The organism is Nannocystis exedens, from assembly GCF_002343915.1.
GTDB lineage: Bacteria > Myxococcota_A > Polyangia > Nannocystales > Nannocystaceae > Nannocystis > Nannocystis exedens.
In genome coordinates, this window is sequence record NZ_NETK01000001.1 from 8,953,145 (window position 1) to 8,974,466 (window position 21,322).

15 protein-coding genes are annotated in these 21,322 nt (G+C 74.0%); 3 read left to right on the top strand and 12 right to left on the bottom strand.

The window, feature by feature from the left end; translation table 11 throughout:
- Positions 1-232 precede the first annotated feature (232 nt).
- Both NAEX_RS35100 and NAEX_RS35105 read right to left on the bottom strand, forming a co-directional pair.
- Positions 233-2,152, bottom strand: coding sequence for a DUF4215 domain-containing protein (locus NAEX_RS35100; protein ID WP_177326037.1), 1,920 nt, complete (start codon positions 2,150-2,152; stop codon positions 233-235).
- A 577-nt stretch (positions 2,153-2,729) separates the two neighbouring features.
- Positions 2,730-5,750, bottom strand: a complete 3,021-nt coding sequence (locus NAEX_RS35105; protein ID WP_096331837.1) for a tetratricopeptide repeat protein — start codon at positions 5,748-5,750, stop codon at positions 2,730-2,732.
- Between NAEX_RS35105 and NAEX_RS35110 the strand changes: the two genes are divergently transcribed.
- A complete protein-coding gene (locus tag NAEX_RS35110; protein ID WP_170136266.1) occupies positions 5,738-6,760 on the top strand; it encodes a transcriptional regulator in 1,023 nt (340 codons plus the stop codon). The two genes, NAEX_RS35105 and NAEX_RS35110, sit on opposite strands and share 13 nt — an antisense overlap.
- Before the next feature lie 262 nt (positions 6,761-7,022).
- On the opposite strand, the gene NAEX_RS35115 is transcribed toward NAEX_RS35110, so the two are convergent.
- Both NAEX_RS35115 and tgt read right to left on the bottom strand, forming a co-directional pair.
- A complete protein-coding gene (locus tag NAEX_RS35115; RefSeq protein ID WP_096331838.1) occupies positions 7,023-7,826 on the bottom strand; it encodes an MnmC family methyltransferase in 804 nt (267 codons plus the stop codon).
- A 70-nt stretch (positions 7,827-7,896) separates the two neighbouring features.
- Entirely contained in the window at positions 7,897-9,042 is a 1,146-nt protein-coding gene (tgt, locus tag NAEX_RS35120; RefSeq protein ID WP_096331839.1) for a tRNA guanosine(34) transglycosylase Tgt, read from the bottom strand.
- A gap of 313 nt (positions 9,043-9,355) precedes the next feature.
- Here tgt and NAEX_RS35125 point away from each other — a divergent pair, with 313 nt between their 5' ends.
- The gene (locus NAEX_RS35125; RefSeq protein ID WP_096331840.1) at positions 9,356-9,802 is read left to right on the top strand and encodes a DUF2267 domain-containing protein; all 447 of its coding nucleotides are present in this window, start codon (positions 9,356-9,358) and stop codon (positions 9,800-9,802) included.
- Positions 9,803-10,515: 713 nt separating this feature from the next.
- On the opposite strand, the gene NAEX_RS35130 is transcribed toward NAEX_RS35125, so the two are convergent.
- Entirely contained in the window at positions 10,516-11,757 is a 1,242-nt protein-coding gene (locus NAEX_RS35130) for a sigma-70 family RNA polymerase sigma factor (RefSeq protein ID WP_170136267.1), read from the bottom strand.
- Between the two features lie 522 nt (positions 11,758-12,279).
- On the opposite strand from NAEX_RS35130, the gene NAEX_RS35135 reads away from it, so the two are divergent.
- Complete coding sequence (locus NAEX_RS35135) at positions 12,280-12,441, top strand: DUF1328 domain-containing protein (protein WP_096331842.1); 162 nt, start codon at positions 12,280-12,282, stop codon at positions 12,439-12,441.
- A gap of 742 nt (positions 12,442-13,183) precedes the next feature.
- Here the strand turns inward: NAEX_RS35135 and NAEX_RS35140 are convergent.
- From NAEX_RS35140 to NAEX_RS35170, 7 genes are all read right to left on the bottom strand, one after another.
- Positions 13,184-13,606 (bottom strand): DoxX family protein, encoded by a 423-nt coding sequence (locus NAEX_RS35140; protein WP_143141252.1) that lies wholly within the window; start codon positions 13,604-13,606, stop codon positions 13,184-13,186.
- A 207-nt stretch (positions 13,607-13,813) separates the two neighbouring features.
- Positions 13,814-15,505: an MFS transporter gene (locus tag NAEX_RS35145; RefSeq protein ID WP_096331844.1), complete on the bottom strand. Its 1,692-nt coding sequence runs from the start codon at positions 15,503-15,505 to the stop codon at positions 13,814-13,816.
- A complete protein-coding gene (locus tag NAEX_RS35150; protein ID WP_096331845.1) occupies positions 15,483-15,746 on the bottom strand; it encodes a DUF1427 family protein in 264 nt (87 codons plus the stop codon). Before NAEX_RS35150 ends, NAEX_RS35145 begins: the two co-directional genes overlap by 23 nt.
- Positions 15,747-15,752: 6 nt before the next feature.
- A complete protein-coding gene (locus NAEX_RS35155) occupies positions 15,753-16,409 on the bottom strand; it encodes a hydrolase (RefSeq protein ID WP_096331846.1) in 657 nt (218 codons plus the stop codon).
- A gap of 57 nt (positions 16,410-16,466) precedes the next feature.
- Complete coding sequence (locus NAEX_RS35160; protein ID WP_096331847.1) at positions 16,467-18,140, bottom strand: alginate export family protein; 1,674 nt, start codon at positions 18,138-18,140, stop codon at positions 16,467-16,469.
- Between the two features lie 4 nt (positions 18,141-18,144).
- Complete coding sequence (locus NAEX_RS35165; RefSeq protein ID WP_096331848.1) at positions 18,145-19,932, bottom strand: amidohydrolase; 1,788 nt, start codon at positions 19,930-19,932, stop codon at positions 18,145-18,147.
- A gap of 519 nt (positions 19,933-20,451) precedes the next feature.
- Positions 20,452-21,036, bottom strand: a complete 585-nt coding sequence (locus NAEX_RS35170; protein ID WP_096331849.1) for a hypothetical protein — start codon at positions 21,034-21,036, stop codon at positions 20,452-20,454.
- Positions 21,037-21,322 lie beyond the last annotated feature (286 nt).

The following is a 21,322-nucleotide window of genomic DNA, read 5'->3' on the forward strand; positions in this document are numbered from 1 at the left end:
CGACGTCCTTGACGCACTCTCCGAGGCAGCCCCAGGCGTCGAGCTCGACCTGCGGTTCCGGCTCGCTCGTGCCGCCGGTCTCGCCGTCGAGACCGCTCGCCGCGGAGTCACCGCAGCCGAAGCCAGGAGAGCGCTCGCACGACGGCAGCGGGCGCGCGGGCGGGCTCGACGATCGACCGCCCGCGCCCGAATGATGGCCTTCAGGATATGTCCTGAAGGCCATCCAGCGAGGTCACTTCAGGCACGTCCACATGACCGTGAAGCACAGCTTGTCGGCGCCGCAGCTCTTGCCGGACATGTCGAACGTCTTCTTGCCGGGGCTGCCGCACGACGTCGCGCCCTCGCAGTAGCCGCAGATGTTGCCGCAGGTGCCGCCGTACTGGCCGACCTGCGAGTAGCCGAGCTGCTGGCAGATCGTCAGCGGGGTGTAGGTGCCGGTGTTGTTGGCGGAGATCCACGCGCTGCTGGCGTTGGCCTCGCACACGACCCACGGGGCGTTGGTGAACGGGTCGTTGCCGGTCTGGCACTTCTGGGCCAGGACCTCGTTCTGGCAGGCGGCGGAGCAGCCGTCGTTGTTGGCGAGGTTGCCGTCGTCGCACTGCTCGCCGGCCTGGACGAAGCCGTCGCCGCAGGCGGCGTTCTTGCACGCGCTGGTGCAGGCGTCGGTGTTGCTGGCGTTGGCGTCGTCGCACTGCTCGACGCCGGCGTGGACGAAGCCGTCGCCGCAGACGGCGGTCTTGCAGGCGTTGGTGCAGGCGCCGGTGTTGCTGTTGTTCGCCCCGTCGTCGCACTGCTCGCCGGGCTGGGCGAAGCCGTCGCCGCAGGTCGCGGCCTTGCACACGTTGGTGCAGGCGTCGTTGTTGTTCATGTTGCCGTCGTCGCAGGTCTCGCTGGGGCCGACGAAGCCGTCGCCGCACACCTGGGTGGTGCAGTCGGCCTTGCACGCCTTGTCGTTGCCGTTGAGCGGGCCGTCGTCGCACTGCTCGACGCCGACGTGGATGAAGTCATCGCCGCAGGCCGCGTCCTCGCAGGCGAGGGTGCAGGCGCCGTTGTTGCTGTTGCCGTTGCCGAGGTCGCAGCCCTCGCCGGCGCCCGGCTGCTCGAAGCCGTCGCCGCAGGCCGGCAGGGCGCACAGGTCGGTGCACCCGTCGTCCTGGTCGCCGTTCTGGCCGTCGTCGCAGACCTCGCCCTCGTCGACGACCGCGTTGCCGCAGCCCTCGGTCTGGCAGCTCGCGCTGCAGCCGTCGCCGCCCATCGCGTTGCCGTCGTCGCAGCCCTCCATCGGGCCCTTGTCGCCGTCGCCGCAGACGTTGAGCTGGCAGCTCGGGTTGCAGGTGCTGTTGGGCAGGTTGTTGGCGCCCTCGTCGCACTGCTCGGTGCCGGAGCCGGTGTCGTGGACCTTGCCGTCGCCGCAGGCGGCGTTCTTGCACTCGTCGGTGCAGTCGGCGTTGACGCCGTTGGCCGCGCCGGCGTCGCACTCCTCGCCGGCGACCGCCTGGACGAAGCCGTCGCCGCAGCCGGCGTTGGTGCAGTTGTTGGTGCAGCCGTCGCTGTCGTCCTGGTTGCCGTCGTCACACTGCTCGGTCGGCGCGACGATCCCGTCGCCGCAGCTCGCCAGCTTGCACGCGTTGGTGCACTCGTCGTCGTCGGTCTGGTTGCCGTCGTCGCAGCCCTCGCCCGGGCCGACGGCCCCGTCGCCGCACACGTTGGCCGTGCAGTCGGCCTTGCAGGCGTTCATGGCGGCGTTGTCGGCCCCGTTGTCGCACTCCTCGCCCGGGCCGACGAGGCCGTCGCCGCAGGTCGCCTGCTTGCACTCGTCGGTGCAGGCCTGGTCGATGCCGTTGCCGCGCCCGTCGTCGCACTCCTCGCCGGGGTCGACCTTGCCGTCGCCGCACTCGGCGACCGCCCCGGTGGTCGGCTCGGACGTCGCCGCGTCGGTCGTCGCGTCGGTCGTCGTGCCCGTCGCCGACGCGCCGGTCGTCGGCGTCCCCGTGGTCGTCGTCGCGGCCTCGGTCGTCGCCGGCGCCCCCGTGGTCGTCCCCGCCTCCGTCGTCGCCTCGGTGGTCGACGCGTTCGTCGCGCTCGAGGTCGCGCTGCTGTCCCCGCACGCCACGGCCAATGCCGCGGCCACCAGCCCCAATCGGCTCCACACTCGTCGATTCATCGCTACGCTTCTCCGCGCGGCATCCTACGCGAATCATCGGTGTACCGGGCCGTGAATCGTCCGTGGCGTCGCGCGCGCTTCGCTCGCGAACGTGGGCATGACGAAAGCGCAGGGCCGCGATGGTGTGAGCATTTGTCAGCGATGCCGCCACCGCAGTGGCGTCGCGCGCGCCGCGGGGGCCGGGCGCGCTCCTGTGATTGCATGATTCGCGACTGCAGGCAAATCACATCGGCAGAGCCTCCGCAGCGGCGACCTGCGGCGACGCGTGCGCGGCGGGCGAGGGCGTCCGCAAACCCCCGGTCTCGGTGTGATGAATGAGCGATTCGCGGGCCGCGGCGACGCGCGATCGCCGAATCGAAGCGGAATTTGTCGATCGCGGTGCGGAGCGGGGTCGCCGCAGCGAGGGCGCTTCCGGAAAGTCCGCCGAATGCGAGCGGTGCGACCGAATATCATGCGTGATGCGCCGGGCGCGCGGGCAGCCTACAAAGGAGGTCGTCCTCTGGCGAATGCCTTCGAGGCCATGTCCTTACGAACATGTCGGAAGGGGCGGAGGCGGGCCGGGCCGTCACGGCGGCGGGCGGAGGCCGCGAGCCTTCATCCACGCATCGAGGGTCGCGCGCTCTTCCTCCATCCGATCGTCGGCGCGGATGTGGCGCCAGGCCTCGTCGAGGAGGGCGCGGGCGCGGGGGCGGTCGCGGCCGGCGTCGTAGAGGGCGCGGGCCAAGAGCCCGCGGGTCCAGGCGACGAGGCCCGGGTCGGCGCCCGGGTCCTGCACCGCCACCGCCTGCTCGAGCAGCTCCGCCGAGCGCTCGGGCCGGCCGAGGCGGTACTCGATGTCGCCGAGCACGCGCAGCTCGTCGGCGCCGCCGTAGTCGTCGCCGCGGGCCTTGCGGGAGATCGCCAGGCTCTGCGTGATCGATCGCCGGGCGTCCTCGTAGCGGCCGAGCTCGACCTCGAGCTCGCCGAGGCCGAACAGGGCGTCGCCGATCCAGTAGTGATCGGGGCCGACGCTGGCGCGCAGGGCCGCGAGCGCCCGGCGGTAGGTCGCCTCGGCCTCGCCGTGCCGGCCGGCCCGCGACAGCGCCGACGCCAGGCCGGCCAGGACGTCGCCGGTGTGCGGGTGGTGGGGCCCGAGCTCGCGCTCGCTGAGGCTCGCGGCCTGGCGCATGCGATCGATCTCGTCCTGCTCGCGGCCCTGCCAGGCGTGGACCTGGCCGAGGTTGTGCAGCACGGTGGCGATCCGGTGGTGGTCCGGGCCGAGCGCGCGCTGGTAGGTCGCGAGGGCCCGCTCGTAGGCCGCTTCGGCCTCGTCGTAGCGGTGCAGGGCGTAGAGCGCCGCGCCGAGGGTCTCGACGGTGAAGGCGACCTCGGGGTGATCGTCGCCGTAGACCCGCCGCTGCCCGGCCAGGACGCGCTCGAGCAGGGGCAGGGCGGCCTCGCCGTCGCTGCGCTGGAGGGCGACGCCGGCGAGGAAGAACACGATCTCGAGGGTGCGCAGGTCGTCGGGGCCGAAGCGGCGCTCGCGGATCGCCAGGGCCTGCTGCAGGTCGGCGTCGGCCGCGTCGAGGTCGCCGCGCTCGAGCGCGACGCGGCCGCGCATCGACAGGAAGGTGGCCTCGCGCGCGCGCGGGCGGCCGAGCCGCTCGAGCGCGGCGGTCAGCCGGCCCTCGAGCGCGGGCAGCTCGTCGTACTCCGCCTGCTCGATCGCGCGGATCCACATCAGGTCGGTCAGCGCGTTGGCCGTGACGACGTCGTGGCGGCTGGCCTCGGCGGCCCAGATCGCGGCGGTGAGCGAGCGCGCCGCGGCGTCGAACTCGCCGACCTCGTCGGCGAGGATGCCCTCGAGGTGCAGCGCCTCGGCCAGGAGCGGGCGGTAGCCGAGCGCGCGCGCCTCCGGGGTCAGGGCGCGGGCGCGCGTCAGGCCGTCGCGGTACTGGCCGGCGTCCCAGAGCGCCTTGAGCTCGGCCAGGCGGGCCCGCAGCGCCTCGACCTGCCGGCGCGTCTGCGGGTCGGCGGGCGGGCGCACCGGGGCGGTGAGGGCCTCGACGTCGGCGCAGCCCTCGAGGTCCGAGAGGCGATGGGCGGCGCGCACGGCCTGCTCGGCGGCCTGGCGATCGGCGGCGAGCAGGCGATCGCCGAGCGCCTGCAGCTCGCGCAGGCGGGCGTCGAGGCACGAGGTGCGCAGGCCGAGCAGCTCCTCGGTCTGCTCGCCGTGCAGCCAGGTCGCCGCGCAGGTCTCGGTGCGCATCGCCACCCAGCGGGCGGCGTAGCCGTCGAGGTCGCCCACGAGCTCGGCGATCGCGGCCGGCGGGGCCCCCGCCCGGGTCAGCGCGTGCGTCACCTGCTCGCGGCGCTCGCCGTCCCACACGCCCTCGAGGTGCCGCGCGGCGCCGCGGCACAGCGCGGGCTCGGCCGCGGCGGCGTAGGCGAGGCCGGCCGCCAGCGCGCCGGCGCCCACGAGCAGCGCCGCCGCGCCGAGCCGACGCCCGGGCTCGCGCGCGAGGGCGGCCAGCAGCGCGTCCATGCTCGGGAAGCGATCGGCGGGCGCGACCGAGAGGCCGCGCAGCAGGGCCCGCCGCAGGTGCCGCGGCACGCGAGCCCCGCGGGGCGGCTGCGCCAGCCGGCCGTCGCGCACCGCGGTCGCCAGCGACTCGACGGTGTCGCCGGCGAACGGGCGCTCGCCGTAGAGCGCGGTGTAGAGGGCGACGCAGAAGCTGAACTGATCCGAGCGGGCCTCGGCTGGGCGACCCTCGTGCTGCTCGGGGGCCATGTAGATCGGCGTGCCGAGCACGACCCCGGTCGCGGTGAGATCGGCGAGGCGCTCGCCGCCGTCGGTCGACGGGGCGGTGGTCGCGAGCCGCTCGTCGCCGCTGGCGCGCGCGAGGCCGAAGTCGACCACGCGGACCTGGCCGTCGTCGCTGACGAGCACGTTCTCGGGCTTGAAGTCGCGGTGCACCAGCCCGGCCGCGTGGGCGGCCGCGAGGCCGCGCCCGGCGAGCGAGAAGCGCGCGAGGATGTCCCGTCGCGACCGCGGCGCGGCGCGCAGCCAGGCCGCCAGGGTCTGGCCGCGGATCAGCTCCATGGCGATGAAGATCCGGTCGCCGATCCGGCCGACGTCGTGGATCGCGGCGACGTTGGGGTGCGACAGGCGGGCCATCGCCTGGGCCTCGCGGCGCAGGCGATCCTCGAGCTCGCGGCGCGGGCCGGTCGGGCGCGGGCGCAGCAGCTTGAGCGCGACCGGCCGGCCCAGCTCGGGGTCGTGGGCGGCGTACACGACCCCCATGCCGCCGGCGCCGAGCTGCGACATGACGACGTAGCGGCCGAGGCGAGCCCCCGGCTGCAGCGGCAGGTCGAGCTCGCTCGCGGGGTCCTCGTCGTCGGGCCCGGGCGTGCGCGTCGGCGCGCCGGCGTCGGGCGTCGGCGCCTCGGTGGCGTCGCTGGCGAGCTCCGAGAGCAGCCGGCGGCAGGCCTCGCAGCGCGAGGCGTGAGCCTCCACGCGCGCGTGCGTGGCCGCGTCGGCGCGGCCCTCGACGAGCTCGAGCAGCGTCTCCGTGCCCAGGCATGCGCTCAGCGGTGAAGACGGCATCGTTGCTCGCCCGACCGGGGCACGATATCACCGGCGAGATGGTCACCGGGCGCGAGGACACCGATGCGCGCGAGCGCGACGCGGTGGCTGCCGCGCTGACGAAGGCGTTCGCCGCCGCGAGGCCCGAGCTGGCGGTCACGCCGGGCCTCGGCCGCGCGCTGGCCGACGCGGTCGCCGCGGCCGCGCGGGCGTGGCCGGGGGTGTCGCTGCCCGCGGTGCGGTTCGTCGCCGCGCTGGCGCCCCGCCTGGCCGCGGACAGGCCCGTCGAGGCGGCGCTCGCCGAGCTGTGCACGGGCGACCTGTACCTCGCGTGCGCCTGCGTCGACGGCGACCCGCGGGCGCTGGCCCAGTTCGACCGCCTGCTCGTGCCGATCGTCGAGCGCGCGGCCGGCCGCCGCGGAGCGACGACGTCGCAGCAGACGGAGCTGCAGCAGATCGTGCGCGAGCGCCTGCTGATGCCGCGGCCGTCGGCGCCCGAGGAGTCGCACGCGCGGATCGCCGAGTACTCGGGTCGCGGCAGCCTGCGCGCGTGGATCCGCGTGGTCGCCACGCGCGAGACGCTGCGCCTGCTCGGCCGCCCGCAGCGCGAGGTGCCCGGCGACGACGAGGCGATCGCGGCGCTCATGCCCGCCGACGCCGGCCCCGAGGTCGAACACCTCAAGCAGCGCTACCGCGAGGCGTTCAAGCTGGCGTTCCGCGAGGCCGTGGCGGCGCTGACCGACCGCGAGCGCGTGCTCCTGCGCCAGCACGCGCTCGACGGGCTCAGCATCGACCGCCTGGCCGATTTCTACAAGGTGCACCGCTCGACGACGGCGCGGTGGGTCGAAGGGGCCCGCCGCGCGGTGCTCGAGCAGACCCGCCGCGCGCTGGGCCGCCGGCTGCACGTGGCCGCGGCCGAGCTCGACAGCATCATGCGGCTGATCGACAGCCGGCTCGACATCACGCTGCCGACGCTGCTGCGCGAGCCCGGCGAGGCGCCGGGCGGGCCCGGGCGGCGGCGGTCGGGGTGAGGGAAGCTTTGGACATGTTCTCCCGAGCATGTCCACAGGAGCATGTCGATTCAGGCATGTCCGAACGAGCAGACACACCGCGGGTCGCGGCGGAGCGGCGGCGTGGCCGCCTCCGGAGGCGAATCGCGCGTGGCGCGGGTTCGATGGCTCGCGGGGCATGGCTCTCCTGCCCGGAGGACCCGCGCCCGCGGCTCATGTCGCACGGAGAGCGCGCGAGCGGCTCCGCGCACGCGCGCGCGGCTGCAAGCGCCGCAGCCGCGGGCTACGCGAATTGGGGGTGACCGGCGACGCAGGTATATGCGTCGGCCGGGGCGTCGGCGGCGAAGCCCGCGGTCGAGCGACCGAGCCGCGCGAGCCAGCGGCGATCGAGCGGTCGCTCGAGGTCCGCCGGATCGACCGCCGCGCAGGTGGCAGTCTTGTGCGCGCCGGTCGGCTCGCCGACGCCGACGAAGAACCCGGCCAGCAGCAGCGCCGAGCGGACCGCGGTCGCGCCGCTGTAAGTGTGCACCGTGGCCCGGGCGCGACAGCGGCGGCGCAGGGCCGTGAACGCGGCGACCGACCACAGCTCGGGGTTGGCCCGCGGCGAGAACGGATCCCAGAACACGACGTCGGCCGCAGGCCCGTCCGCGAGCGAGCCCGGCAGCTCGCCCAGGATCAGGCGCCAGGTCGTCCGCGCGGCCTCGTGGATCCCCGCGGTCCGCAGCGCGTGGGCGGCGGCTCCGGCGGCGCCGTCGAGCCCGAAGCCGGCGGCGTGCTCGGGCTGCAGCGCGAGCGCGAGGGCGTCGAGGCTGCGCTCGAAGCTGACGATCGTCAGCCGCGGCCCTGCGGTCCGCGCCTCGGACAGCCGCCACGCCGCGATCGCGTTGGAGCCGGCGCCGAGGCCGACGTCGAGCAGGACCAGCGGCTCGCTCCGCTGCAGCCGCGCGGCCAGCCGCGCCGGTTCACAGTAGAGCCGCGCGGCCTCGACGGCGGGCCCGACCCCGGGGTGCATGACCTCGCCGACGCGCCGGTCGAGGATCGCCGGGGCGCCGCCGGTCGTCGTGACCACCTCGCAGACGTCGCTCACGCGGTCGCCCCGATCCGGCGCTCGCCGTGCGCGCAGCGATCGAGCGCCGCGAGCCGGTCGCACGCTTCGCTCACGCGGTCGCCCCGATCCGGCGATCGCTGTGCTCGTAGCGATCGATCGCCTCGAGCTTGTCGCGCGCGTAGGTCGCGAAGCGGCCGGCCGCGATGGCGGCGCGGGCCTCGGCCATCAGCGCGTGATAGTGATGGAGGTTGTGCAGGGACACCAGGCGCGGGCCGAGCGGCTCGCCGCAGCGGAACAGGTGGTGCAGGTAGGCCCGCGTGTAGAGCTTGCAAGTGCTGCAGGCGCAGGCGGCGTCGAGCGGGCGGTCGTCGTCCCTGGTGCTCGCCCGCATCAGCTTGACCCGCCCGGTCGAGGTGAACGCGGTGCCTTGCCAGGCGAGGCTGGTCGGCAGGATGCAGTCGAACATGTCGACGCCGGCGAGGATGGCGTGCAGCAGATCGGGCGGGGTGCCGACGCCCATGAGATAGCGCGGGCGATCGGCGGGCAGCAGGTCGGCGGCCATGTGCGTGATGTCCTCGCGCTCGGCCCGGGTGTCGCCGACCGCGAGCCCGCCGATGGCGAAGCCGTCGAACGGGTGGTCGGTGAGGAAAGCCGCCGACTCGCGCCGCAGGCCGGGGAAGATGCCGCCCTGCATGATGGCGAACAGCGCCTGCGGGGTGCCCGTGCGGGCGGCCAGGCTGCGCAGGGCCCAGCGGTGGGTCCGCTGCATGGCGGCGCGGGTGGTCGCCTCGTCGGAGCGGGCGTCGACGCAGACGTCGAGCACCATCATGATGTCGGCGCCGATCGCCTCCTGCATGGCGATCGACGCCTCGGGCGAGAGCATGTGAAACTGCTGATTGGTGTAGCTGCGGAACCTCGCGCCGCGCTCGCTGATCACGCGATCGGCGGACAGCGAGAAGATCTGGTAGCCGCCCGAGTCCGTCAGCATCGGCCCGTTCCAGCCCATGAATCGGTGGATCCCGCCGACCCTGCGGAACAGGTCGGGGCCCGGGCGCAGCATCAAATGATAGGTGTTGCCGAGGACGACCTCCGCGCCGACCTCGTGCAGCTCCGCGGGCGTCAGACCCGTGACCGACGCCCGCGTGCCGACGGCCATGAACACCGGGGTCTCGATCCGGCCGTGCGGGGTGTCGAGCGCGCCGCGGCGAGCCCGTGAGCCCGGGTCGAGGGCGCTGACGTGGAAGGGGAAGCGCATGGGCGGCGCAGTGTAGCGGACGCGGCAGCCCTCGCCGAGGCGCCCCGGGCGGGCCCCCGCGAGCGCGTCGCGGGTGCAGCGCGCGCGGCTCGACGGCGCCGCGGAGGCGCTCGCAGGCAGGGACGCGGCGGGGATCCAGGCGCCGCCCGCGGCGCTCGCCGGTGTGCGGCTGGCGTCGGTCGAGGGGCTCGCGGACGGGGGCCGTCCTCCGCGGGGGCGGGGCTTGCTGGGTTCGCCGAAGCGGCTTGTCGGCGGTGCACCCCCGGGGACGCGCACTACGATCGTCGGGCCGCATCGCGGCGATCGAGGTCGTATGAGCTCGGCAATCGATGATCTGTTCCAAGAGACCCTGCAAACCACGCGCACGTGGATCCGCGAGATCATGGCCGCGATCCCGGCCATCGACGCGCAACAGGCGTACCACCTGCTGTGCGCCACGCTGCGGTCGCTGCGCGACCGGCTCCCGGTCGAGGACGCGGTCCAGCTCGCCGCGCAGCTGCCGGTGCTGATCCGCGGCCTGTTCTACGACGGCTGGCGCCCGACCGACGTGCCGCTGCGGATCCGCGACAGGCAGGAGTTCCTGCGGCTGGTGGCCGCGCGCTACCAGGTGCGACCGCTCCACGATCTCGAGGAGGGCGTGCGGGCGGTGCTGGCGGTGATGAGCCGCAACATCGACTTCGGGGAGACTTTTTCGCTCCTCCGCACGCTCCCGCAGGAGCTGCGCGAGCTGTGGCCGGAGCACATCCGCCAGGCGGCGTGACGCCAGCGACCTGTTCCATCGGGCATGTCGCCGACCTGTCCCATGGGGCATGTCGTACGGCGAGCACGGCTCGTCGCTCCATCGCTCGGCTGCAGTCGACCTGTCCCATGGGGCATGCCGGGAGCGCGCGGCGAGCACGGCTCGTCGCTCCATCGCTCGGCTGCAGTCGACCTGTCCCATGGGGCATGCCGGGAGCGCGCGGCGAGCACGGCTCGTCGCTCCAACGCTCCAGACGACCTGTCCCATGGGGCATGCTGGCTGCACGACAGGGTCGTGACCTGTCGCGGCGGGCTGCGGTCGACCTGTCCCATCGGGCATGTCGGAGGATGGCGCGATCGCTGCTCGTCGCGGCACGCAGCCGGCTGTGGTCGACCTGTCCCCGGGCAGGACGGACATCCGGGGCGATCACGACTCGTCGCGGCGCGCCGGTGGGTCGTGGTCGACCGGTCCGTCGGTCCGGCGCGCTGGAGGCGATCGGTGACCTGCTGCGCGCGGGCGCCGCGAGGGCGGCGTCGGCGAGCCGGCGCGAGAAAGGAGGCCGCGCGGCGGACATGCCCTGCGGGACAGGTCCGCCGCGCGGAGCGGCTTGGGGGTGGAAGACAGATCGGTCGGTGACGGGCGACGGGGTATCGTTTCGCGGGCGAGCGGGGGGCTCGGCCCGCGTCGCGGCGGGCGAGCGAAAGAAGGGGCCGCGGCGCCACCGACCGCGCGCGTCACATGAGCCTGCGACGCGAGAACTCGGCGCGCAGCTTGGCGAGCGCGCCCTCCTGGAGCTGACGGATCCGCTCGCGCGACAGCGAGTAGCCGGCGCCGATGTCCTTGAGGGTCATCTCGGCCTCGCCGTCGAGGCCGACGCGCTTGCGCAGGATGTCGGCCTCGAGCGGGGTGAGCTGGGCGAACACCTCGGCGAGCTGCGACTGCAGCAGCTCGCGGTCGAGGAGGTCGGACGGCGGGACGAAGTCGGGGTCGGCCACGGTGTCGGCGAGGGTGCCCTCGCTGTCGCGCGAGGCCGGCGAGGCGAGGCTCAGCGGGGTCTCCATCAGCGACCAGCCCATGCGGGCGATCCGCTCGCGGCTGACGCCGCTGACGGCGGCCAGCTCCTCGTCGGTGGGCTCGCGGCCCTCGGCGAGCTCGAAGTCGCGGCGGGCGCGGGCGACCTTCTGGCAGGCCTCGATCATGTGGACGGGCAGGCGGACGCAGCGCGACTTGTCGGCGATCGAGCGGGTGATGGCGTGGCGGATCCACCAGGCGGCGTAGGTCGAGAAGCGGCAGCCGCGGGCGGGGTCGAAGCGGGCCACGGCCTTGAGCAGGCCGAGGTTGCCCTCCTGGATCAGGTCGGGCAAGGGCACGCTGCCGCGGTAGAACCGGCGCGCGAGGGCGACGACGAGGCGCAGGTTGGCGCGCACGAAGGCGTTGCGGGCGGCGACGAAGGCGGCCTGCTTGCTGCGCACGGCGGCGACGTAGCGGGCGAACGGGACGCTGCCGCGGCGCGGGGGATGGACGGCGAGGCAGGTCGGCGCGCGGCGGTTGCCCTCGAGCGCGACGAGGTCGGCGGCGATCAGGTCGGCCAGCTCGGTGTCGACGTCGGCCTCGAGCAGGACGGCGGCGACGCGGTCGCGGGCGGCGTGGAAGGCGTCGTGGTGCTTGCGCAGGTCGCGGTCGCGGAGGGTCCGCGCGGCCTTCTCGTAGGCGGTGAGCGCGGCGTGCGGGCAGACCTCGTCGGACAGCCGCTCGCGCAGGAAGGCGCCGATCGGCTCGGCGTACGGCGGATAGTCGAGGATCGCGGTCCACATGCCGCGACGCAGGTGCACGAGCTTGATCGCCGCGGCGGTCTCCTCCTCGCGCGTCATCACCTCGGCGTCCGCGAGGTCGCGGAAGTAAGTGGTGAGTGGCCGGTGCGATGAATCATTCACCAGAGCGCCGTTCGAGTCACGGGTATCGATTTCTCGCAGCATGGTGTCAGCTCCTTCCATATCCGGGCGGTATTCGCCGCCGTACGCGTGGTCCGAGCGGCTCGCCGGCGCATCGAGGCCGTGCCGCGGATCTTGCCTTCGCCCCGGGGAGAACCTTGTTTCCCGGGCGCTCGGTCGTCTCGAGGGAGACGTGATCGGGGCCCGGACGGATGTCAATGCAGCCGGCGAAACTTTTTTCCCGGAGGGTTTGGGGTCCGAAGCGCCCAGCGAGAGCTACGCCCGGCAAGGAGCTCGCGCCGACGTCGGACGAACCCTGGACACTCCTTCCACGGCGATCGCAGGGGCCCGTCCCGCCGGCGACGAGGGGCCCGCCGTCGGCGGGGCAATGTCAGAAGGGGCGTCGCGCGCCGTGCGCGGACATGGCCGCACGGATCCGCGGAAATAGCCTCCAGGAGCCCTTCAAACAAGTCCTGGACGCGGAAGTACGGGCGTCCGCCGCGGGCCGCGAGGGCGCGGTTGCGCGGGTCGGAGATCCGTAAATAAGGGGCTCACGAGGATCCGGACATGCTTCGCTGGGCGCTCATCTTCCTGTTCATCTCGCTGGTGGCCGCGCTGATCGGCTTCGGCGGCATCACGGTGGTCGCGGTCCATCTGGCGCAGGTGCTGTTCTACATCTTCCTGGCCGGCTTCGCGGTGATGCTGGTCGCCGAGCTGCTGGCGGGCTGAGCCGTGGGGACGGCCGCAGCGCCTGTCCCCGGCGACAGGTGGCAATAAGAAGAGGCGAGCGCCCGGGCCCGCGGGTCGCAGGCGACCGGCCGACGCTCAGCCGCCGCGGAACGCCTCGACGACGCGTTCGTGCAGCGGCTGGAACTCGATCGAGGACGGCGTCGAACGGCGGCCGCGAGGCGGTGCCGGCGGCTCTCATCACGATCCACCGCAGACCCTCGCTGCGTCGCAGCGTGCTCAGCCAGAGCGTGGCGGTGAAAACGGGGTGAAGACCTCACGGTTCACATTCCGGGGCCGGCCGCATCGATCGTGCTGGTAGCGCCAATTCTCGCAATCGCGTTCATGAATCGAATCAGGCGGCGGCGCAGACGAGCCACCCCGAGTGCACGGGCGCCCATCGGCATGGCAGCATGACATCCTCCTGCTCCCCGCCGAAGCGGGCGTGCGCGACTTGCGATCACCCGATCGACGTTTCCGGGATCCGCGCCACGGTCGGCCGCCGGGCCCAGCACAGCCGGGATCGGGCGCAAGCGGGGACCGGGACTCCGCGCGCTCGAAGCACTTTGTTCGCGCGCGGCGCAAGGCGCGCCGCTGGGAAGTGAGCTCGGCGGAGAAAGCGCTGGAGGGCGCGCAAGGAGCGCTGATTTTGCGGTGCGAAATCCGCCCGACTCCGATCGGGCGGGCCCCCCGCATCATGACAGTGAACCGGCGAGAGCCTCGTGCCTGCGCGGCGAAGCGCGGGTCAGGGCGTGACGAGGCGGGCGAGCAGCCGGCGGTAGCGGCGGCGGAGCCGGTGGTCGAGCGAATAGCGGCCGGCGCCGGTGAGGGCGAGCGCGGTGTACGGCAATGCGTAGAGGAGGGCGGACTGGACGTCGGCGCCGGCGAAGCCGCGCGCGGCCATCATCAGGACCATGAGCATGGTGAAGACGATCGGCACGGCGGCGAGGCGGGTCAGCAGGCCGAGCGCGACGAGCGAGCTGCACAGCCCCTCGGCCGCGAGCGCGAGGACGAAGCTGGGCGCCGAGCCGATCCCGAGCGGGTCGGGGAACTCGCGCAGCTCGTCGTCGAAGTGCAGCAGCTTGGGCCGCATGTGAAAGGTCCAGATCAGGGCAGCAGCGCCGAGGCGGAGCGCCAGGAGGCCGAGGTCGCGGGCGCGCGCTGCCATCGGTGCGGTCGATTCGTCGGCGGTCACGGGAGCTCCACAGGGGCGAGGCCGACGCGAGGGCGAGGGAATCGCCCGAGGCGTCGAATGCGGGCAGGGAATGGAACGAGGGGATGAATGATGGGACCCCGCGCGAGGGGGCGGTGAGGGCGATGGCGAGGGAGGAGAGCGACGCGGTGATGAGGAGGCTCGGGCGTGGTTCGGCGGGAGTCACGGCGAATGCGAGGACGTCACGCCGGGCTCGAGGTGAGGCGGTTCGAGGTGGGCGCCGCGGGCCCGGGCGGCCGCGAGGGCGCGCGCGTCGACGAGGTGGACCACGCCGGCGTCCTCGCTCAGGGCGGCGAGCCGGGTCAGCAGGGCCTGGTCGGCGACCACGGCGCGGGCGTGCTGGCGCAGGTGTTCGGACCACGAGCCGAGCGCGAAGGTCTCGACGAAGACGTCGCGAGCGGCGAGGTCCTCGTAGATCGACCAGTCGCTGGCGCCGTCGCGCCGGCGCAGGTTCTCGAGCTCGCGGCAGAGCTGCAGAAACTCGGCGCGGTGGGGCGCGGCGACGCGGTGGCGGCGGACGATCAGGACCGGGCCGGCGCGGTGATCGAGGTCGGTGCCGAGGACCATGGGCTCGGGCCAGGCAGCCCACGGCGCGACGGCCTCGCGGCGCGCGTCGCCGAGGTGCCAGCGCACGGCCCCGAGCGCGCCGAGAGCGACGCCCGCGGCCGCGACGGTCAGGGTGTGGGCCGAGCCGAGCGGGCCGGCGAGCGTGCCCCAGGCGAGGCTGCCGAGCGCCAGGCCGCCCTGGAACACCAATAAATAGAAGCCGAGCGCGCGCGCGTGGACCCACCCGGGGGCGGCCGAGGCGGCGGCGACGTTGAGGCTCGACATGATGCTGATCCAGGCGACGCCGGTGGCGAGCATGGCGAGGTAGAGCAGCGCCTCGCTGCGCACGTGGCCGAGCACCAGCATGGTGGCGGCGTAGACGAGGGTCGCGGCCACGGTCAGCCGATCGGGGCCCCAGCGGGCGCGCAGCCACGGCATCACGGCGGCGCCGAGCAGGGCGCCGGCGCCGACGCAGCCGAGCAGGGCGCCGAAGCGCAGGGGGCCCATGTGCAGCTCGCGGCGGGCGATCACCGGCAGCAGGGCCCACAGCGCGCTGCCGCAGACGATGAACGCGGCGGCGCGGGCGATGACGGCCCGCAGCACCGGCGCGTGGACGGCGAAGCGAAGGCCGGCGACGATCGCCCCGACGACCCGCTCGGGGGTCTGCGGCGGAGGCCGTCGCGCCGGTCGCCAGCGCACCACCTGGACGACGACGAGGACGAAGACGCAGGCGTTGAATGCATAGACCGCGCCGCTGCCGGCGAGGGCCACGCCGACGCCGCCGATCGCCGGGCCGACGGCGCGGGCGATGTTGACGGCGACGCCCCCGAGCGTGACCGCGGAGGCGAGCTCGCCGGCCGCGACCTGCGACGGCAGCACCGACTGCCACAGCGGGGCCGACAGCGCGGCGCCGAGGCCGAGGGCGAAGGTGAGGGCGAGCAGGGCGACGGGGCCGAGCGCGCCGGTGAACGACAGGACCGCGAGCGCGAGCGAGACCGCGGCCATCCACGCGGCGAAGCCGACGAGCAGCCGCCGGCGATCGAACAGATCGGCGAAGGCGGCCGCCGGCAGGCCGACGAGCAGCACCGGCGCGCCGGACATGGTCTGCAGCAGGGCGACGTAGACCGGCGCGGTGGCGAGGGACGTCATGTCCCAGCTGCCGACGGCGTTCTGCACCCAAAGAGCGATGTTCGAGCCGAGCGCGCCGAGCCACAGCGAGCGGAACACGCGGTGGCGCAGCGGCGCCCAGGCCGAAGCGGGAGCGGCGGGGGACGCCGGGGGTGGATCAGCGGGGGGCGGGGTCGCCATGGTCGGCCTCGGGCGCGGGCACGCCGGTGATCTTGGGCGCGCACTCGCGGGAGAACCATGCCGCGCTGAGCGGCTCCCCGGCGAGGAGCCGCCGCGCGACCGGCCCGACCTGCTCGCCGAGGAGCATGCCGAACAGCCCGAGCAGCGCCACGATCGGCGGCGCCGGGGAGCGCACGTTCAGCACGCTGTAGAGGACGCCGACCAGGACGCCGACGCCGAGCGAGAGCAGGTAGAGCTTCATGGGCTCCTAGTGGCCGCCCTCGGAGGCGTTGAACATGGTCTTGGCGTAGATGATCCCGAGGCCGTAGGCGCCGCCGAGCTCGGAGGCGAGGCCGGTGGTGGCGCCGTAGGTCTCGCCGCGGGCCCAGTCGCGCTGCAGCTCGAGCAGGTACTGCAGGGTGGTCAGCGGGCGGGCGCCGGCCTGGACCATGCGGGTGACGGCGCGCTCGTGGGCCTCGTCGGACACGTCGCCGCAGGCGTCGGTGATCACGTAGACCTCGAAGCCCTGCTCGATGGCCGACAGCACCGGGCCGACGATGCACACCGAGGTCCACAGGCCGGCGATGACGAGGCGCGACTTGCCGAGCTTGTTGACGCGGTCGATGACGTTCTGGTCCTCCCAGCAGTTCATCGTCGTGCGATCGATGAGGTCGAGCTCCGGCTGGGCGGCGCGGATCTCGGCGAAGATCGGGCCGGAGAAGGTCTTCTCGGCCACGGTGGTGAGGATCGTGGCGACGTTGAAGATCCGGGCCGCGCGGGCCGCCATGGCGGCGTTGTTGCGCAGGAGGATGGCGTCGATCGAGCGGGTGGCGAACGCCATCTGCGACTGGTGGTCGATGAGGATCAGGGTGTGATCGCCGGGGGTGAGCAGCGACTTGGCGGGGGTGGCGGTGGCGGTGGGCATGGGTCTGTCGAGTCCTTGGGTGGTTGGATTGAAATGAAGAGAGTGCGCAGGGACGGATCAGAACTTGAGGGTCAGCCAGGTGGCGATGAAGTCGACGCCGCGCGTGCGCCCGGCCTGGGCGAGGACGGGGCCGCGGAAGAACCGGCCGGCGGTGACGACGAAGCCGATGTGACGCCCGAGCTCGGCCTCGAGGGTGACGCCGGCGCGGTGGCCGATGAAGCGCGCGGCGCCGAGGGTCTCGAGCAGCGGCTCGCCGGGGACGTTGTAGATGCCGTCGGCCCGGCTGTAGCGCCACAGGCACACCCAGTCGAGGGTGAGGCTCAGGCGCCCTGTCGGGGCGAGCGTCAGCATCGGGTGGACGTCGTAGAAGTTGGCGGGGCCGATCAGCGCGTCCTCGCCGAAGTAGGAGCCCTTGGGGAACAGCGCCGAAAAGGTGCCCATCGGCCGCTGGCCGCCGCGATCGCCGGAGGCGACGTCGAGCCGCACGCCGAGCCGCGGGTCCCACGGCAGCGGCAGGGCGACGCCGGTGTCGCTGGCGACGGTCCACGCCAGCAGCGGGGCGGCGCCGAACTTGCCGGCCTGCAGCACGGCCTCGACGTTGTAGTCGAGCCGGCCGGCGGCGCCGAACCAACGTGTCCCCAGAGACAGGCGGCGCTCGTGCGCCCGCCCGCGCTGGTACTCGGCGTCGGGGCGGTCGAGGTAGAGCGCGTAGACGTCGACCTGGCCGCCGGGCAGCGGCGAGGGCACGGTGGCGTGGGCGCCGGCGAACCACCGGCCGCGCTCCCAGCCGTCGTCGAACACGCCGGGGCGGGTCGCGACCGGGCGGGTGACGAACAGGTGGGCGCGGACGCGGCGGGCGGCGACGATCAGCGCGACGCCGTCGAAGCTGCGGCGGACGTTGGGGCCCTCGCGCGGCGAGACCAGGCGGCCGGAGCCGAACGCGAGCTCGTGGCGGCCGGCGCGGAGGATGACGCGCAGGCCCGGGCGCTCGACGTCGAGGTCGGCGAAGGCCTGGTGGAAGTCGAGGTCGTCGCGGTCGATGTCCCGCGGGCCGCCGGGGCGGCCGGTCTCGAGGGCGCTCTTGATCTGCGCGAAGGCGCGGAAGTACGGGGCGCGCAGCTCGGCGTGCAGCATGTAGCGCTGCAGCCACGACAGCGAGCGCGGCGGGCCGGCCCCCCAGTCGAGGTGGCGGAAGCCGTCGAGGCGCTGGCGGGTCTCGCCGCCGAAGCCGAGCGCGACCCGCTTGCGCGGGCCGAGCGGGATGTACTTGAGGACATCCAGGAAGTCGACCCGGCGGGAAGGGTCGCGGAGGTAACGGTAGTCCTCGTCGGCGCGCAGCAGGCGGTACGGCGGCGGGGCCGCCGGCGGACCCGCGCCGCGCCCGGCCAGCGCGGCGGCCTCGCTGGCGCCGGCCGCCTGGGCCGGGGATGCTGGCTTGAGGGACATGGCCTTGGGGGCATGTGACTGCGGGCTGGCCTGGGGGACAGGTCGAGGCGCGCCGCCCGCCGGCGCAGCGGAGCCGCTGTCCTTGGAGACATGTCGCGCCCGAGCTGCGCTTGTATTCATGTCCCCGGGGACATGTCCGTCCGGACCGCCGGCCGGGGCCGGCTCGGCGCGCGCGAGGCCGGGGCCGCCGAGGGCGACGGCGAGGGCGGCGGCCGGGGCCGTGGGCGCGCGCCGGCCGGGCCAGGCGCGGCGCGGCGCCTGGCATGTCCGGGAGGACAGGTGCATGGCGCTAGAACACCGCGCAGGGGCAGGCGAGGCCGACGTGGTGGTGAGGGTGGTGGGCGCGGTGGCGCAGGGCGCGGGCGACTACGCCGGGGTCGTAGCCGCCGTACCGCGCGGGCGGGGCCCATTCGGGGCTGAACGGGAGCGGAGGCGGGGCGAGGCCGCCGAAGTCGCCGCTGGCGTGGACGACGTCGCCGCCGACCACCGTGAGCACCGAGGTGAGGTCGCGGATCTCCGCCTCCGGCACCGCGAAGTAGTCGTCCGACAGCACCGCGAGGTCGCCGAGGCGGCCCTCGGCGACGAGGCCGCGCTGGCCGTCCTCGCCGGAGAACCACCCGTTGCCGGCGGTGTAGAGGCGCAGCGCCTGCTCGCGCGACAGGCGGGCGCCGGGGCCGAGCAGCTCGGTGCCGCCGACGCTGCGGCCGGAGACGAGCCAGCCGAGGCCGACCCACGGGTTGTAGCTGGCGACGCGGGTGGCATCGGTGCCGCCGCCGACGGGGATCCCGGCGGCCAGCATGCGTCGCACGGGCGGGGCGTCGCCGGCGGCCTCGGGGCCGTAGCGGTGGAGGAAGTGCTCGCCCTGGTAGGCCATGCGGTGCTGGATGGCGATGCCGCCGCCGAGCCCGGCGATCCGGTCGATGTTGCGCGCCGAGACGGTCTCGGCGTGGTCGAAGAACCACCGCAGGCCGGCGAACGGGACCCTCCTGTTCACGGCCTCGAACACGTCGAGCATGCGGGTGATCGACTCGTCGTAGGTGGCGTGCAGGCGGAACGGCCAGCGGTGCGCGACCAGGTGCTCGACGACGGCCTCGAGCTGCGCCTCCATCTGCGGCGGCAGGTCGGGCCGCGGCTCGAGGAAGTCCTCGAAGTCGGCGGCCGAGTAGACGAGCATCTCGCCGGCGCCGTTGAGGCGGTAGAACTCGTCGCCGCGGCCGGGGCTGACGGTCTGCGACCACTGGCGGAAGTCGTCGAGCTCCTGGCCGGGGCGCTGGGTGAACAGGTTGTAGGCCAGCCGCACGGTCAACTGTTTGGCGGCCGCGAGCTCCTCGATGATCTGGTAATGCTCGGGGTACTGCTGGAAGCCGCCGCCGGCGTCGATCGCCCCGGTGATGCCGAGCCGGTTGAGCTCGCGCATGAAGTGACGGGTGCTGTTGCGCTGCTCGTCGGGCGAGAGCCGCGGGCCCTTGGCGAGGGTGGCGTAGAGGATCCAGGCGTTCGGCTTGGCGACCAGAAGGCCGGTGGGCTCGCCGTGGCGGTCGCGCTGGATGACGCCGCCGGGCGGATCCGGCGTGTCGCGCGTGTAGCCGACGGCCCGCAGCGCGGCGCGGTTGAGCAGCGCCTGCGAATAGAGGTGGAGCACGAACACCGGGGTGTCGGGCGCGGCGGCGTTGAGCTCGTCGAGGGTCGGCATGCGCCGCTCGGCGAACTGGAACTCCGACCAACCACCGACGACGCGGACCCACTGCGGCGGCGGAGTGATCTGGGCCTGCGCCCGCAGCCGCCGCAGCGCCTCGGCCAGCGAGGCGACGCCGTCCCACCGCAATTCGCTGTTGTAGGTCAGGCCGCCGCGGATCAGGTGCAGGTGCGAATCGATGAGGCCGGGGATCGCCCGCCGGCCGCGCAGGTCGATCTTCCGCGCGCTCGCGCCGGCGCGCGCCAGGACGTCGGCGTCGTCGCCGACGGCGACGAATCGCCCGTCGCGGATCGCCGCCGCCGAGGCCTCCGGCGCCCGCGGGTCCATGGTCGTGATTCGTCCGTTGAAGAGGAGCAGATCGGCGTCCGTGGTGGCTGTCATCGGCAGGCGGAGGATGACAGAGGCGCGGTCGACGGGGCTACCCGACCTTGTGGGGGTGAGACGCGGGGCGAGAACTCCCACGATTCGCCCGATGGTGCGAATCATCGCGGTGTCTCTCCTCGGAGCGTCGCACCCTGTCGTACCGACGCCCTTCAGGTGTAATCGGCACGGGGCGGCCGCCGGCGCCTGCTCGACGCGATCGGAGCTTCGGGAGAGATCATCCGCGCACGCCGGCGCTGCGCCCGCCTCGCGAAGTACATGGCCTTGGGGACAGGCGAAGAGAGCACCGGCGCAGGAGCCCGGCGAGATCGGCCTGCAGACGTCGGCGAGCCGGCGTCGACGCCGCCAGTCACGCGCGTCGGCGCCGCCTGCGGGCGGGAGTCTGCCACCGGTCCCCGATGAGGGGCCGGGCGAGCGGTCGGACTGGCGAGCGTCGTTGCCCTCTCGCTCGCGGCAATCACCACAGTCGGGGCGACCGGCGCGTCACGTCATTGCCGCCGCGCCGCGCGAGCCGCCCGATCACCAGCACCCGCGCGGCTCGAAGCGCACGGCGTAGTTGTTGCCGTAGTCGCTGTCCCACTCGCCGCCGGCCTCGGCCGCGAGCTCGATGTCCCAGGCGTTGAGGTTGCCGAAGTCGTCGAAGGCCCAGAAGAACAGGTGCTCCTCGACGGCGCTCGGCTGGCTGCACACCCACTTGCCGCTCTGGTAGGGGTCGAAGGTGACGCCCTCGCAGGAGCCGGGCGGGTTCCAGCCGTTGCCGCACCAGTGACAGGCGCGCGGGCCGGAGTCGAGCAGCACGTAGGCGTCGTCGTAGGCGCCCGGCAGGGCCTCGAGGAGCTCGTCGTTGCCGTTGAGCGAGACATAGAAGTTGATCTGGTCGTCGGCGTACTCGTCGCGCAGGTAGCCGTCGTAGACGATGGTGAGCTTGTAGTGCTCGTCCCACGGGTCGACGAAGTCGCGGATCACCTTGAAGGGCCCCGCGTAGAGGGTCTCGGTGAGGCCGCAGACGTCGTAGTCCGGCGGGTAGTTGGAGGCCTGCGCGGTGGTCGAGGCGAGGCCGAGCGCGAGGGTACAGAGCGTGACGGCGAGCGAGCGGGCTTGCATGCGACGGGACCATACACCCCGCGGCGCGGACGACCAGCGTGAATCACCGCAGCCGCATTGCGGGCAGCGTGCGGTTTTCCGCGACTCGCGGGCCGGGCACGCGTTCGGCCACGAGAATCCCCCAGGCGGCCGTCGGGGCCGGTCGCCGCGTCCGCGCATGAAACCGAGTTCGCGCCGGGTCGACGGCCCGCATTCCCGCGTCGGCGCCGCCGAGCGCGAGGGCGCCGGGCCGCGATCGACGGGCGGACAATGGCCTGTGTCCGCGCGACCCCACTGCGACCGCCCG